Source organism: Roseateles sp., from assembly GCF_044373315.1.
In the GTDB taxonomy this organism is placed as follows: domain Bacteria; phylum Pseudomonadota; class Gammaproteobacteria; order Burkholderiales; family Burkholderiaceae_C; genus JACDQM01.
Genome location: NZ_JBILQK010000086.1, coordinates 1 through 14,078, shown reverse-complemented (window position 1 = coordinate 14,078; position 14,078 = coordinate 1). Strand labels below are relative to the sequence as shown.

Here is a 14,078-nt window from a genome sequence, read left to right as displayed (position 1 = left end):
CGACAAAGGAATCGCCACTTTTATCATTTAGGAGCACACTGAGGCCATCCGAACCAGCCCCGCGCAGCACTGCAGTGATCCAGCCGCAGCCTCGCGCACCAGCGAATCGGGAGTGCCAAATGACCAACGAGCTCAAGCCTGAATCCACGCTGCTCTTCGTCGACGACGAGCCCTCCATCCTCAGCGCCTTGCGCCGCCTGTGCCGTCCACAGGGATATCGAGTGCTGACTGCTGAGAGCGGCGCCGCGGCACTCGAGATCCTGGAGCGCGAACCGGTCGACCTGATCGTCTCGGACATGCGCATGCCGCAGATGGATGGCGCCCAATTGCTTGAAGCCGTGCGCCAGCGCTGGCCGGAGATGGCGCGCCTGCTGCTCACTGGCTATGCCGACATCGGCTCCACCATCGCCGCGATCAACCAAGGCGAAATCCATCGCTATATCGCCAAGCCCTGGGATGACCAGGATCTGCTGCTGTCCTTGAGCGACAGCCTGGAGCGCCTCAACCTCGAACGTGAGAACCGCCGCCTGGGCGCCTTGAGCCAGGCGCAGAACGAACAGCTGCAGGCCGCCAACACGCTGCTGCAGGACCTCAACGAGCAGCTCGAGACGAGCAACGCGCAGCTGGCCAACAGCAATCAGGACCTGGAGTGCCGAGTCAAGGAACGCACCGCCGAGCTGGAGCAAAGCAATGCCCAGCTGGCGGACGCGAATGCGCAGATGGCGCAGGCCAACCAGAAGCTGAACCAGGCGAACGCACTGCTGGAAGAAAACTTCGCGATGTCGATCAGCGTCTTCTCGGCGCTATTGGAACTGCGTGATGGCAGCGTTTCGGGACATGGGCACAAGGTGGCTGGGCTGGCACTGCGTCTTGCCGAGCATCTGAAGCTTGGCGCCATCGAAGCGGTAGACATCTACAACGCCGGCCTGTTGCACGAGATTGGCAAGATCGGTTTGCCTGACGGATTGATGAACAAGACGGTCTCCCTGATGACCGGTGCTGAATTCGAGCGCTACAAGCACCACCCGCTGGAGGCCCAGGCCGCCCTGATGCCGCTGGGCCGGCTGCACCAGACCGCGCTGATCATCCGCTCGCAGCACGAGCGCGTGGACGGGCATGGCTTCCCCGATGGACTCTCAGGCTACGAAGTGCCTCTGGGCTCGCAGATCGTCAACCTGGCCGCCACCTATGAGGCGCTGATCACAGGCCGGCTGGCCGAGAAGGAGTACTCGGTGCAGGAGGCCGCCGACTTGATCGCCGAGGGCGCTGCGCAGCGCTATGCGCCCGAGCTCATCGAGGCCTTCAATGCCCTGCTGCCCGAGCTGCTGGCCGCGGACGATGCGGTGATCGAGCTTGATGGCCAGCACCTCAAGCCAGGCATGGTGCTGGCGCGTCCGCTGCTGAGCCCGCAAGGCAGCGTCTTGTTGCCGGTCGGCTTCAGGTTCACTGCCCAGCTGGTCGCGCAGGTGCAGAAGCTCGAAGCCCGAGACAACGTCGCGCTGCGCTACTTCGTCAAGATGGACAAGCCGGCCAAGAAGTCCGGTGCGGCCCCAGCGCCGGGCGCACGCCCAAGCCAGCCGCCGCTGCCGGCGAACGCCAACAGGCCACAGCATGCCTAGGCACGCCCTGCACTTCACCCCCCTGTCCGTGCTCGTGCGGACTCAGCCTGGCTCCGCTTCGTGCCGAGCTTCACTCGATCCTTCAATCACACTCAGCCCCAGAGGAGGCCGACCATCATGAGCGACATGCTGCACCGTATCCTGCTCGTCGATGATGAGCCCAGCATCGTCAATGCGCTGGCGCGCGAATTGCGCCAGGGGGTCGGCGAAGGGCTGTGGCCGGCCCTCAAAGTCGAGACCTTCACCAGCCCGGATGCGGCTTTGGCTCGCGCCTGCGAGTGCAAGTTCTCGCTGTTCATCAGCGACTACCGCATGCCGGGCATGAATGGCGTCCAGTTGTTGGCCGCGCTGCGCGAGCAACAGCCCGACGCGATTCGGGTGATCCTGTCCGGGCAGACCGACTATGACGGACTGATGGACGCTATCAACCGCGCGCAGATCACCCGTTTCCTGGCGAAACCCTGGAACACGCGCGAGCTGCTGTTCGCTGTGCACCAGTTCCTCAAGCTCTACGAAGAGCGGGTCGAGACCCGCGCCCTGGCCGACCTGCAGCGCCTGGCACAGGGCAGCATCAGCCCTCAGGAAGCCGAACGGCGCCGTCTTGAACGCCTGGAGCCCGGCCTGACCCAGGTCGACTGGAGCCCGGACGGCGCCTATGTGCTTGATCCGGGGACGACACGGGCCTGAAACTGCCGCAAGGACCCTGCGATGACCGAGGCCAAGCCTGTCCAGATGACCCAGCTGCTCGACGCGGTGGCCGCGCCCGTGCTGCTGCTCGAGCAAACCCGCATCGTCGGCGCCAATGACGCCATGTGCCGTCTTCTGGCCACCCCCTTGGCCGACTTGTTGCGCCTACCGCCCCAGCATTGGGTCATCCCGGAACACCGCCAGGCCTTGATCGACTATGGCGCGCGCTGCCTGGCCAGCGCAGACCAGCAGCCCGCGCAGGAGCTCGACGCGCTGACAGCGTACGGCTCGATCCGCCATCTCGAAATCACAGGACGGCGCCTGAGCCTGCCAGGCGCCCACGTGGCATTGCTGACCTGCACCGATCTGAGCGACATGCGCCATGTGCAGAACAGCCTGCTCGAAATGGGGCGCGTGATGCACCAGATCATCGAGACCGACCCCGTGCCGACCTTCGTGATCGACGCCGAACACCGGGTCACCCACTGGAATGCAGCCTGCGCGCGCCTGTCGGGCATTTCCGCTTCGGAGCTGGTCGGCAGTCGAGATGCCTGGCGCGCCTTCTACGACGCACCGGGCCCGGTGCTCGCGGATCTGGTTGTCGACGGTAGCGTCGCGTCGGTCGGCCCGGAACGCTACAACGGCCAGCTGCGGATGAGCCTCACGCTGCCAGACACCTGCGAGTGCGAGGCCTTCTTCCCCAACCTTGGCGGGCAGCCGCGCTGGGTTTTCTTCACTGCCACGCCGCTGCGTGACGTCGAGGGCCGCGTCGTGGGTGCGATCGAGACCCTGCAAGATGTCACCGCCAGGCGCACTGCCGAGGAGCAGCTGCGAGAAAACCAGGCGGAGCTGGAGAGCATCGTGGCTCAGCGCACAGCCGAGCTGCTGCTCAGCAACCACGAGCTGGACGCCTTCCTGGAGAACGCGTCCGTCGGCATCATCGCGACCCGCGGCAGTGTAATCACGCGCAGCAACAAGAAGTTCGCCGAGATCTTCGAGCTCGAAACGGTCACAGGCGACGAGCTCAGCGCCAAGCTGTTCTTCCTCAATGAGGCCGACTTCCGTGAACTGAGCCGGCGCATGCGCGAAACGCTGGCGGAAGGCCGATCGCTGAGCCACGAGATGCGCCTGCGGACCGCCAACGACACGCCGATCTGGGTCCAGATGATTGCCTACACCACCAACCCGCTCGATCCTCAGGCCTCGGTGTGGTGGCTGCTGCAGGATCGCACCGAGGTGATGCGGGCCCAGGAGGAACTGGTCCTCAACTATCGCAACATCAAACAGACCAACGCGCGATTGGAAGAGGCGCAGAACCAGCTCTTGCAGTCCGAGAAGATGGCCTCGATCGGACAGCTGGCGGCCGGTGTGGCGCACGAGATCAACAACCCGATCGGTTTCGTCAACTCCAATCTGGGCTCGCTGCGTCGCTACGTCGAAGCCCTGCTGTCCCTGGTCGCCGCGTACGGCCGCCACCGCGACGAACTGACCGCCGACACCGAACTCGCACGGCTTGAAAAGGCCGCCGATCTCGATTTCATCGCCGAGGACCTGCCCGCGCTGCTGCAGGAAAGCGAAGATGGCCTGTCGCGCGTGAAGAAGATCGTGCAGGACCTGAAGGACTTTTCGCGCGTCGATTCGGCCGACTGGCAGGACGCTGACATCAACGCCGGCCTGGAGTCCACCCTCAACGTGGTGATGAACGAGGTCAAGTACCGGGCCGATGTCGAGCGCCGACTGGGCCAGCTGCCGCCCGTGCGCTGCCTGGCAGGACAGCTCAATCAGGTGTTCATGAACCTGATCGTCAACGCTGCGCACGCGATGGAGGGCAAGCGGGGCTTGCTCACCCTGAGTACCGGCTGTGAGCCGCGCGACAAGGTCGACGGCGTGTGGGTCGAGGTGGCCGACAACGGCAAGGGCATGACGCCCGAGGTGCAGCGCCGCATCTTCGAGCCTTTCTTCACCACCAAGCCGGTCGGCCAGGGCACGGGCCTGGGCCTGTCGCTGTCCTTCTCCATCGTGAAGAAGCACGGCGGCCATATCGAGCTGCACTCAGAGCCCGGCGTCGGCACCCGCTTCAAGGTCTGGGTGCCGGTGGGCGGGCCCAGCGCCTGAGGCAGACCCGCCGGCCGGCCGGACTGCCTGCGTGCCCCTACACTGCGCGCCCATGCGAGCCATCATCCTCGCGGCCGGGCGAGGCGAGCGCCTGCGGCCGCTGACCGACCACACACCCAAGCCGCTGATCCCGGTGCGGGGCAAGCCCCTGATCGTCTGGCACATCGAGGCGCTGGCTGCCGCCGGCGTGCGCGACATCGTCATCAACACCGCCTGGCTGGGCGAGCAGTTCCCGCAGGTGCTCGGAAACGGCAGCGCCTATGGCGTGCGCCTGCACTACTCGCCCGAGCAGGAAGCGCTGGAAACCGGCGGCGGCATCGCCAAGGCCCTGCCGCTGCTGTGCGCTGACGGCGATGACTGCTTCTGGGTGGTCTCGGCCGATGTCTTCCTGCCCGCCTACCGCTTCGATGCCGCGCAGGCCGAACGCTTTGCCGCCAGCGCGCGGCTGGCGCATCTGTGGATGGTGACGAACCGGCCGCATCACCCGCTGGGCGATTTCGCGATCACGCCCGAAGGCCTGGCGGCGAACACGGGCGCCCCGCGCCACACCTGGACCTGCATCGGCCTGTTCCGCGCCGCCTTGCTCGCCAACGCGGAGCCCGGGCAGAAGATCCGGCTGCGCCACTTCCTCGACCAGGGCATCGCAGCGCAAGCCATCACGGCCGAGCTCTATGCGGGCGACTGGGCCGATGTCGGCACGGTGCAGCGGCTGGACGAGCTCAACCAGAGCTGAGCAACGTCAGCTCGCCACTCGCCAGCCATTCGGCCGAGCTGCCGCGCTGGCGCAACGCCGCCGCGTCAAGGGCACCGGCATCGATCACGCCGGCCCAGGCATTGCGGCCGCTGCGCTTGGCGGCGTAGAGCGCCGCATCAGCCAGATCCAGCGTGGCGCTCCAGTCCAGCGCGCGCGGCTGCGACACGGCCAGCGGGAAGCAGGCAAAGCCCAAGGAGCAACTGCGCGCCAGCGGGCGGCCGTCGTCCAGCACGAAGGGTTGGCCGGCCACCGCAGCGCGCACCCGCTCGGCCAACTCGGCCGCATGCTGGCGCGAGGTGCTGCGGGCCACGATCAGGAACTCCTCGCCACCCCAGCGCACCAGCCAGTCGGTGGCACGGAACACCGGCTCCAACCGGTCGCGCATCTGCGTCAGCACCGCATCGCCCGCCGCGTGGCCGTGCACATCGTTGACGCGCTTGAATTCGTCGATGTCGATCAGGAAGAAGATCAGGTCGCCGTCCGCAGGCGCCGGCTCGCCCCGCTGCAGCGCAGCCTCGTGGCGACGCAGGCTCACCGCCACGTCGGCCTCGATGTGCTGCGACAGGAAGCGCCGGTTGCGCAAGCCGGTCAGCGGATCGGTCAGGCTGGATTCCTTGAGCGCCAGCGACACCGCCTCCAGCTCGGCCGTGCGCTCCTGAACCCGCTGCTCCAGCTCCAGCTGGCGACGCTGCAGCATCTGCGTGCGCAACTGCACGACGCCCGCCACGGCAGCCAAAGCCGCCAGGCCGGCGAGCAGGCGGAACCAGAGCTGCTGCCACCAGGCCGGCAGCACCTCGATGGGAATCGCCAGCTCGTGCGAGCTCCAGACGCCTGCGCGATTGGTGGCACGTACCTGCAGCGTATAGCGCCCCGGGCTCAGATTGCTGTAGGCCGCCACGCGGTAGCTCGCGCCGGTGCGCAGCCAGTCCGCGTCGTAGCCTTGCAGCCGGTATTCATACTGGCTGCGCGCCGGGTCGCTGAAGTCCAGTGCGGCGAACTCGACCGAGAAGCCGCGCTGCCCCGGTTGCAAGGTCAGGCCCTCCAGCAGATCGCCAGCCTCGCGATGCCGCCCGTCGATACGCAGCTCGGAAACAACCAGCGGCGGCGCATGGTCCCAAGGCCGGAAGCGCTCAGGCTCGACCACCAGCAAGCCCTTGCTGCCGCCAAACAGCAGCCGACCATCGGCCAGCGCCGCATAAGACCGAAACCAGCCGGTGCCATGGTCGGCACCGTCGGCTGCGGTCAGCTCATACAGGCGGCTCGTGGCCGGATCGTAGACCTGCTGCTGGGTCCAGATGCGCCCGCGGCTGTCTTCCAGCAGGTTGGCACCGAAAGCGCGGTCAGCGCGGCCTTGGGCCTCGCTGATGCGCTCGAAAGCGGCCGCCTTGCCGTCCCAGGCCTTCAGCAGGTGCAGGCCCACGGCCGTGTCGATCCACAGCCAGCCGCGCCGATCCATCAGCAGGCCCAGCACTGTCGGATGGCCCAGGCCGGCGCCTTTGCGCTCGGCTACTGGCAGCAGCTGGCTGGCGCCGCGCGGCAGCCAGAACAGGCCCTTCTCGGTACCCACCCACAGCCCGCCATTAGGGCTCTCGGCCATGCCGTTGACGTCGCCGGTCAGGGCGGCTCCGCCCTGGATCTCCAGGCGTACCAATTGCTCCTTGTGCCAGCGGAACAACCCGTCCTGCGTGCCGATCCACAAACTGCCGTCCGAGCCAGGTAGCAGGCGCCGCACCCGGCCGGAGCCGGCGTGCAGGTGGCGCAGCACTCGGCGCTCTCGATCCATCTCATACAGGCCGGCATCGCTGCCCACCCAGACCCGGCCGTCGCGCGTCTGCGCCAGGCCCGCCACGCGCCGGCCGGCAAAGCCGCGCTCCCCAGGCCTCAGTTCGCCGATCAGGCGCAGGCCGGCATCCATTACCGCCAAGCCGCGCTCGCCTGTGCCCACCCAGACCTCGCCGTTGTCCAGCTGCAGCAGGCTGCGCGCATTCGGTTCCTCGAACACCGCGCCGCTGTCACCCTCAGGCCCCCGCACCCAGATACCGGTATCCAGCGGGTTATGCCGCTGCAAGCCACCGCCATAGCTGCCCACCCAGACCCAGCCCGCGCGGTCGCGCAGCAGCGCACGCACCTCATTGCTGGCCAGGCCGGAGCGGTTCAATCGTTCATGCTTGATCTGAGCCAGCAGCTTGCCGCCGGCCGCGCGCCGCTCGATGCCGCTGGCTCGTCCGACCCAAACCAAGCCGCCCTCCAGTTCGACGAAACTGTGCACCGCGCCGTTGCCGCTGGCCGGGCTGTCCAGCGGCAGTTCTTCGCCACTGCCACGCGCGAGCCGGCTCAGGCCGCCTTGCTGGCTGCCGACCCAAACATGGCCGTCCGAGGTTTCGATCAGGCTGGTGATGATCTGCCCTTTCAGGCTGGACGCCACCGGCTCGAAGCGGCTTTCGCCCGCGCGGCGGCGCTGCAAGCCGCTCCAGTTGCCCACCCACAGCGTGCCCTGGCTGTCGACCAGCAAGGCCTGGATGCGGTCGTCCAGCAGGCCCAGTGCCGGGTCAGTCTTGCGGAAATGCTCAAACCGGCCCGTCGCCGGATCGAATCGGTCCAGACCATGGCCGATGGTGCCGATCCAGAGCCTGCCATCCCGGTCTTCAGCCAGGCCCCGGATCGTGCCCGGCGCCAGCGTCCCTGCATCGGCCGGATTGCTGCGGAAGACCTGCAGCTGTTCGCTGCGCGGGTCCAGCACCGCCAGGCCATCCGACTCGGTGCCCACCCAGAGCCGGCCGTCACGCGCCACCAGAATGCTGCGCACGAAACCCAGGCCGCGTAGCGCTGGGCCACCCTCCTTGCCCACGCTGAGGGTCTGGCTGCGGAAGCTGTAGCCGTCGTAGCGAACCAAGCCGGCACCGGTGCCGATCCACAGCCGACCGTCGTGGTCCTGGGCCAGTGCCGACACCACGCTCTGCGGTATCGCTGCCGCATCGCCCACGGCGTCGAAACGCGGCGGGGCCTGCACCGCGCTGGCAGCGTGCGCCACCATCGCCAGCGCCAGCAGCAGCCAGCCAGAGCCAAGCTGAAGCGCGCGGTGAACCAAGTCTTTGACAAGCATCAACGCGCATCTTAGCGAGGCGGCGCGCCGCCTGATCCCCTGAAAAGCGCGCGCGGCGCAGCGGCGGCCTCAGCCCGCCAGCGGCTTGCAGAGGGCGTCGATGCGGGCCAGAACTTCAGGCGTCAGCTTGGGCGTCAGCGCCAGCGCGCCGAGGTTGTCCTGCAGCTGGCTGAGCTTGCTGGCGCCCAGAATGACGGTGGAGACGCGCGGGTTGCGGTTGATCCAGGCGATCGCCAGCTGCGCCACATTGCCGCCCAGCTCGGCCGCGATGGCTTCGAGCTCGCCCACCGCCTTGTTGCGCGCCGGGTCCTGCAGCTGCTCGCGCATCCAGGCCATGTTCTCCAGCGCGCCGCGGCTGCCTTCTGGAATGCCGTTCCTGTACTTGCCGGTCAGCAGGCCCGATGCCAGCGGGCTCCAGGTGGTCAGGCCCAGGCCGATGTCTTCGTACAGGCGCGCATATTCCTGCTCGACGCGCTTGCGGTGGAACAAGTGGTACTGCGGCTGCTCCATCACCGGCTTGTGCAGGTGGTGACGCTCGGCGATGGCCCAGGCCGCACGGATCTCGTCGGCGCTCCACTCGCTGGTGCCCCAGTACAGCGCCTTGCCCTGCCGGATGATGTCGCTCATCGCCCAGACGGTTTCCTCGATCGGCGTGTGCGGATCAGGGCGGTGGCAGTAGATCAGGTCCACATGGTCGAGTTGGAGGCGCTTGAGCGAGCCGTCGATAGCCTGCATCAGGTACTTGCGGTTCAGCGTGTCCTTGAAATTGGTGGTGTGGGCCGCGTCGCGGTCGATGCCCCAGAAGAACTTGGTCGAGACAATGTAGCGGTGGCGCGCCCAACCTAGCTGCTTGAAGGCCGCGCCCATCACTTCCTCGCTCTTGCCCAGCGCATAGACCTCGGCGTTGTCGAAGAAATTCACGCCGGCGTCATAAGCCGCCGCCAGCATCTCGGCGGCGGCCGAAGTGTCGACCTGATTGTGATACGTGATCCACGAGCCCAGCGACAGCTCGGAGACTTGCAGGCCACTGCGGCCCAGACGACGGTATTGCATGGCGGGGTCCTGTCCTGTTGGCAATGCGGCTGTGCCGCAAACGAAAGCCGCCAAGCGTAGCCCAGTGCGCCGCCCCTTGCCGGGCGGCCACCGCATGGCTGTGCGCCTTTCGCAGGCTTGTCATGCGCGCTCCCCAGAATGCGCGCCATGAGCAAAGACATCAAAGCCCCCCTGCACAATTTCTTCAACGCCACGCCGCAAAGCGCCCCCGACACCGGCCGACGCCACTTCGTGCGCGGCGCCGTCGCACTCGGCGCGCTGGGCAGCAGCGCGCTGCTGGCCGGCTGCGGCGGCGGTGACGACGACGTGGACGTGCGCTTCGCCCAGGGCGTGGCCAGCGGCGATCCGCTGTCCGATCGCGTGATCCTCTGGACCCGCGTGCTGGCGCTGGACAGCACCGACAAGCGCGACATCCCGCTGCGCTGGGAAGTGGCAACCGAGCCCGGCTTCAACAGCCTGGTGGCCAGCGGCAACGCCGTGGCCAGCGCCGCCAGCGACTTCACCGTCAAGGTGGATGCTGCGGGCCTGCAGCCCGGCACCCGCTACTGGTACCGCTTCAAGGCCTACGCGCAGGTTTCGCCGGTCGGCCGCACCAAGACCCTGCCCGGCGCCGCAGTGGCGCAGGTCAAGTTGGCGGTGTTCTCCTGCTCCAACTATCCGGCCGGCTACTTCCATGCCTATGCCGAAGCCGCCAAGCGCGACGACATCGACGCCGCCATCCACCTCGGCGACTACATCTATGAATACGGCCGCAGCGGCTATGCCAGCGGCAAGGCGGCAAGCATGGGCCGCGAAGTGCTGCCCACCGGCGAGATCATCGCTCTGGCCGACTACCGCACCCGTTATGCGCAGTACCGCGGCGATGTCGACCTGCAGGCCCTGCACGCCTCGGTGCCGATGATCGCCGTGTGGGACGACCACGAGGTGACCAACGACGCCTACATGAGCGGCGCAGAGAACCACCAGCCAGCGACTGAGGGCGACTATGCCGCCCGCAAGGCCGCCGCACTGCAGGCCTTCCATGAGTGGATGCCGATCCGCACCGGCAGCAGCCGCGAGCAGATCTACCGCAGCTTCAACTTCGGCAACCTGCTGGCGCTGCACATGCTGGACACCCGCATCGTCGGTCGCGACGAGCAGCTTGACTACGCCAACTACATCGGCGCCGCTGGCTTCAACGCCAACGCCTTTGCCGCCGACATGGCCAAGCCCAGCCGACAGCTGCTGGGAACCACCCAGACCAGCTGGCTGCAGCAGCAGCTGGCCGCCTCCACCGCCACCTGGCAGGTGCTAGGCCAGCAGGTGCTGATGGGCCGAATGAACATTCCGGCGCCCATATTGTTCGAGGCCAACAACCCGGGCACCGGCGTCAGCGTCTCGGCCTATGCAGCTATCGTCGCCAAGGCCCAGACGGCACCCGCCACACTGACGGCCACCGAGCGGGCCATCCTGGCCCAGCCCTCGATCCCCTACAACCTCGACGCCTGGGACGGTTACGCCGTGGCCCGCGAAACCGTGCTGGCCACCGCACGCCAGCTCAACAAGAACCTGGTGGTGCTGGCCGGCGACACCCACAACGCCTGGGCCAGCGACCTGCAGGACATGGCCGGCAACCAGGTGGGCGTGGAGTTCGCCACCAGCTCGGTCACCTCGCCTGGCTTCGAGGAATACCTGCCCAAGGAAAACCCGGCCGTGCTGGCCGGCGCACTGACCCAGCTGATCGGCCCGCTGGAATACTGCGACACCTCGCGCCGCGGCTTCATGCTGCTGACCGCCAGCGCCGCCGAGTGCCGCGCCGACTGGGTCTATGTCAGCAATGTGTTCGAGCGCAGCTACACCCTGACGGCCGGTGCCGCCATGAAGGTGCTGCCGGGCGCCGGCCAGCGCAAGCTGCTCAAGGCCTGAGGACCACCCAGCCCTGGGTGCCGGGGCTATAGTGCGAAAGACCAGCCACCCGGCTGGTCTTTTTCCTTGCAGTTCCTCCCGCCATGTCGCCTCTTGCAACACCTGCCCCCAGCGCCGCGACCATGCTGCGCCTGGCCATCGTCGGCGCCGGCCCGGCCGGCCTGGTGCTGGCCCTGCATGCGGCACAGATGCTGCCGCAGGCCAGCATCACGCTGTTCGATGCCCGGCCGCTGGAGCGCGATGTCTCAGGCGACCCGCGCACGCTGGCGCTGAGCCTGGGCAGCGTGCAACTGCTGCAGCGCCTCAAGGTCTGGCCCACCGAGCTGGCCCAGCCCATCCTGCAGGTGCATGTGAGCCAGGCGCCACCCACGCTCAGCCATCCGCTGTTCGGCGCTAGCCAGCAGCCCGAGGTGCGCATCAGTGCCGCCGAACAAGGCGTGCCCCAGCTCGGCGCTGTGCTGGCCTATGGCCAGCTGGTGGCACCGCTGCAGGCCGCCTGGCAGGCGCGCGTGGAGGCCGAACCGCAGCGCCTGGCCAGCCGCTTCGGCGCGGCGGTGGCGGCGATCAAGCCGCTGCCCTCGGGCGTCGAGATCGACGCCGGCATCGCCGACTGCTTTGACCTGGCAGTGATCGCCGAAGGCGGCGTGTTTGCAGACCAGGCGAGGAAAGCCGTCGCCCATGACTATGAACAGAACGCCTGGGTCGGCAGCGTCACTCTGCCAGAGCACAGCCCAGCCGGCGTGGCCTACGAGCGCTTCACGCGCAACGGCCCCTTGGCCCTGCTGCCGCTGCGCGGTACGCCCGACGCACCGCGCCGCGCCGCGCTGGTTTGGTGCATGCCCAAGGCCGAAGACGATGTGGCCGAACTCAGCGACGCACAACGCCTGGCTCTGATCAACAGCCTGCTGCCCGATGCCGCCGGCCCGCTGCGCGCGATCAGCCCGCTGAAGTGTTTTGCGCTGGGGCTGAACGCCGAGCGCACGCTGGTGCAAGGCCGCAGCATCCGCATCGGCAATGCGGCGCAAACCCTGCACCCTGTGGCCGGCCAGGGCCTGAACCTGGGCCTGCGCGACGCCTATGCGCTGGTGGACGCGCTGCGCCGCAAGGAAGCAGACATCGACGCCGCGCTGAAGAGCGTGGAATGGCAGCGCGCCCCCGACCGCTGGAGCATGATCGCCGCCACCGACTTCCTGGCCCGCAGCTTTGCCTGGCGCTGGCCAGGCCTGCCGCTGGCACGCGGACTTGGGCTGGCAGCACTGCAGGCCCTGCCACCGCTCAAGCGCGCCATCGCCCGCCAGATGATGTTTGGACGGCGCTGAGACGGGTCCGAGGAGGGCCACTGTGGCCCATCGAACGCCGCTTGAAGCGCTTCGCAGCCCTCAAGCGCCGCGCGCAGCATCGCCCACCCCCGACGCAGCTTTACAAACCTTGACATCAGGCAAACACTGCAGTGGCACTCGGCGCCCACACTCGCCGCCATGTCTCCTGATGACTTTCCTTCGTGCCGCAGCAACGGCCAGCGGCGGCGCCCATCGGCACACGCCTGGTTGCTAGCGTCGATAGTGATTACCCTGGCGGGGTGTGCAGACACCGTGCCTCGCGCCGCCGCGCCCGGCTCGCAGCCGCAGATTCCGGCCCGCTGGCTGCAACAGGACGCCAGCGCGAACGGCATCGGCAACAGCAACAGCAGCGCCGCCGATGCCGCCGCGCTGGCGCAGTGGTGGCGGCTGTTTGAGGACGCCGAGCTGAGCCGTCTGATCGAGACCGCGCTTCGCGCCAACACCAGCATCCGCGGCGCCGAAGCGGCGCTGCGCCAGGCACGCGCCTTGCGCGATGTCTCAGCCGCCGGCCTGCTGCCGGCACTGAGTGGCTCGGCCTCGGCGCAGCGCAGCCGCAGTGGCCAGGCCAGCAGCACGGCCAGCTACAAAGCCGGCTTCGACGCCAGCTGGGAGCCCGATCTGTTCGGCGCCAACAGTGCCGCCGTCGACACCACCGAGGCCGGCGCGCGCGCCAGCGCCGCCAGCCTGGCCGATGTGCAGGTGTCGGTGGCCGCCGAGGTCGCGCTGGCCTACATCACGCTGCGCGGCAGCCAGCAGCGCCTGGCGATCGCGCAGGCCAATCTGGACAGCCAGCTGGAGACGCTGCAAATCACGCAGTGGCGCCTGCAGGCCGGACTCACCACCGCGCTGGAAGCCGAGCAGGCGCGTGCCAGCGTCGAGCAGACCCACGCCACGCTGCCTGGCTTGCAGACCAGCCTGGCCCAGGCCGGCCACGCACTGGCGGCCTTGACCGGGCAGACCGCGCAGGCGCTGCTGCCCTTGAGCCAGAACAGCGCGGCCGTGCCGCAGCCCCGGCTAGACCTGACCCTGGCGATCCCGGCCGACACGCTGCGCCAGCGCCCCGACGTCCGCGCGGCCGAGGCCAGCCTGGCGGCGGCCTTCTCCAAGACCCGCCAGGCCGATGCAGCGCGCAAGCCCAGCCTGCGCCTGAGCGGCACATTGGGCCTGGGCGCGGGCAGCCTGTCCGGCCTGAGCGACAGCAGCGCGCTGCTGCGAACGCTGCTGGCCAGCATCGCGCTGCCGATCTTCGATGGCGGCGCGTTGAACGCCCAGCTGCGCGCCGCGCAGGCCGCTGCCGAACAGTCGCGCACAGCCTATGAGGCCAGCATCCTGACAGCACTGCGCGAGGTGGAAGACGCGCTGGTGGCGCTGCGCGGCGACCGCGCCCGCCTGGCCCGGCTGCAACTGGCCTCGGAAGCCGCCGCCAATGCCGCACTGCTGGCACGCCAGCGCTACGGCAGCGGCCTGGTGGACTTCCAGACCGTGCTGGAAACCCAGCGCAC

Annotated in this window: 9 protein-coding genes; 7 read left to right on the top strand and 2 right to left on the bottom strand. The window is 68.2% G+C overall.

All coding sequences use genetic code 11. From position 1 onward, the window contains the following. Positions 1–119: 119 nt before the first annotated feature. From ACIQ67_RS16170 to murU, 4 genes are all read left to right on the top strand, one after another. Complete coding sequence (locus ACIQ67_RS16170; RefSeq protein ID WP_397535405.1) at positions 120–1,619, top strand: HD domain-containing phosphohydrolase; 1,500 nt, start codon at positions 120–122, stop codon at positions 1,617–1,619. A 117-nt stretch (positions 1,620–1,736) separates the two neighbouring features. Next, on the top strand, positions 1,737–2,306 hold the full coding sequence (locus ACIQ67_RS16165; protein ID WP_397535404.1) for a response regulator: 570 nt from the start codon (positions 1,737–1,739) through the stop codon (positions 2,304–2,306). A 21-nt stretch (positions 2,307–2,327) separates the two neighbouring features. Continuing rightward, positions 2,328–4,421 carry an ATP-binding protein gene (locus tag ACIQ67_RS16160; RefSeq protein ID WP_397535403.1) on the top strand — a complete coding sequence of 698 codons (2,094 nt, stop codon included), beginning with the start codon at positions 2,328–2,330 and terminating at the stop codon, positions 4,419–4,421. Between the two features lie 52 nt (positions 4,422–4,473). Then, complete coding sequence (gene murU, locus ACIQ67_RS16155; protein ID WP_397535402.1) at positions 4,474–5,154, top strand: N-acetylmuramate alpha-1-phosphate uridylyltransferase MurU; 681 nt, start codon at positions 4,474–4,476, stop codon at positions 5,152–5,154. Here murU and ACIQ67_RS16150 read toward each other — a convergent pair. Both ACIQ67_RS16150 and ACIQ67_RS16145 read right to left on the bottom strand, forming a co-directional pair. Then, positions 5,141–8,278, bottom strand: a complete 3,138-nt coding sequence (locus ACIQ67_RS16150) for a two-component regulator propeller domain-containing protein (RefSeq protein WP_397535401.1) — start codon at positions 8,276–8,278, stop codon at positions 5,141–5,143. The two genes, murU and ACIQ67_RS16150, sit on opposite strands and share 14 nt — an antisense overlap. Before the next feature lie 69 nt (positions 8,279–8,347). After that, entirely contained in the window at positions 8,348–9,331 is a 984-nt protein-coding gene (locus ACIQ67_RS16145) for a potassium channel beta subunit family protein (RefSeq protein ID WP_397535400.1), read from the bottom strand. A gap of 147 nt (positions 9,332–9,478) precedes the next feature. Between ACIQ67_RS16145 and ACIQ67_RS16140 the strand changes: the two genes are divergently transcribed. The 3 genes from ACIQ67_RS16140 to ACIQ67_RS16130 form a co-directional block, all read left to right on the top strand. Next, complete coding sequence (locus ACIQ67_RS16140) at positions 9,479–11,236, top strand: alkaline phosphatase D family protein (protein ID WP_397535399.1); 1,758 nt, start codon at positions 9,479–9,481, stop codon at positions 11,234–11,236. Between the two features lie 83 nt (positions 11,237–11,319). Beyond that, positions 11,320–12,555 carry an FAD-dependent monooxygenase gene (locus ACIQ67_RS16135; RefSeq protein ID WP_397535398.1) on the top strand — a complete coding sequence of 412 codons (1,236 nt, stop codon included), beginning with the start codon at positions 11,320–11,322 and terminating at the stop codon, positions 12,553–12,555. A 273-nt stretch (positions 12,556–12,828) separates the two neighbouring features. Beyond that, positions 12,829–14,078, top strand: a 1,250-nt coding sequence (locus tag ACIQ67_RS16130) for an efflux transporter outer membrane subunit (protein ID WP_397535397.1), incomplete at its 3' end; no start/stop codon positions are given.

Bases quoted from the DNA above. Each gene is read 5' to 3' on its own strand.
- ACIQ67_RS16165 (WP_397535404.1), top strand. From the start codon at position 1,737: ATGAGCGACATGCTGCACCGTATCCTGCTCGTCGATGATGAGCCCAGC.
- ACIQ67_RS16145 (WP_397535400.1), bottom strand. From the start codon at position 9,331: ATGCAATACCGTCGTCTGGGCCGCAGTGGCCTGCAAGTCTCCGAGCTG.
- ACIQ67_RS16170 (WP_397535405.1), top strand. From the start codon at position 120: ATGACCAACGAGCTCAAGCCTGAATCCACGCTGCTCTTCGTCGACGAC.
- ACIQ67_RS16140 (WP_397535399.1), top strand. From the start codon at position 9,479: ATGAGCAAAGACATCAAAGCCCCCCTGCACAATTTCTTCAACGCCACG.
- ACIQ67_RS16135 (WP_397535398.1), top strand. From the start codon at position 11,320: ATGTCGCCTCTTGCAACACCTGCCCCCAGCGCCGCGACCATGCTGCGC.
- ACIQ67_RS16150 (WP_397535401.1), bottom strand. From the start codon at position 8,278: ATGCTTGTCAAAGACTTGGTTCACCGCGCGCTTCAGCTTGGCTCTGGC.
- murU (WP_397535402.1), top strand. From the start codon at position 4,474: ATGCGAGCCATCATCCTCGCGGCCGGGCGAGGCGAGCGCCTGCGGCCG.
- ACIQ67_RS16160 (WP_397535403.1), top strand. From the start codon at position 2,328: ATGACCGAGGCCAAGCCTGTCCAGATGACCCAGCTGCTCGACGCGGTG.